General features: G+C 58.4%; 1 protein-coding gene. It reads right to left on the bottom strand.

All coding sequences use genetic code 11. The features are described 5' to 3' along the window. Positions 1 to 608, bottom strand: a 608-nt coding sequence (locus tag V0U79_RS13640) for an Ig-like domain-containing protein (protein WP_330200062.1), incomplete at its 3' end; no start/stop codon positions are given. Positions 609 to 623 lie beyond the last annotated feature (15 nt).

The raw sequence follows: 623 nt of genomic DNA on the forward strand, positions 1-623 counted from the left end.
TCTGACGTGCTTGGGAGGAAGTTGGGCTCATTGGTTTGGAGCCTTGCGGTGATGTTGTGTGTTCCGGTCGGTAGTTGATCGGTCGTCAGGATAGCGACATTGCCTGAGCCGAACTCGTTGGCTCCATTGCTGATCCCGGCGGAGCCGATGGTTGTGTCACCATTGAAGAAAGTGACGCTGGACGGCGCAGAGCTGCTTATGAAGGCAGGGCCCGTCTGCGAGGTGACGGTAGCGGTGAAAGTGACCGCTTCGCCCAGGGAGCTGGGGTTGATGTCGGAGGTAACGACCGTCGTGGTGGCGTTAGGCGTGGCGGTAACCTCAACGAGACCTGACTGGCTCTGCGAGTAGTTGTCATCCCCCAGATAGGTGGCCCGGAAGGAATAGGTCCGGCTGTCATCGGGATAGTTCGGTCCAGTCAACGGGTTCGTTGTGAAGCTGGCCTCACCATCGATAAGTTCAACTGTCCCAATCGTCGTGAAGGGGCTGGTGTCGCAGTTGCGATCACATTGTGCGATCGAGACCGATCCCGTTGGTACGTCGCCTTCGCTCGACACAGTCACGGTCAGTGTCACCGGCAAGCCCGCATAAACCTCACTCGCAGAGGCCAACAATGCCGTCGTGGT

This window comes from Hyphobacterium lacteum (assembly GCF_036330345.1).
Taxonomy (GTDB): Bacteria; Pseudomonadota; Alphaproteobacteria; order Caulobacterales; family Maricaulaceae; genus Hyphobacterium; species Hyphobacterium lacteum.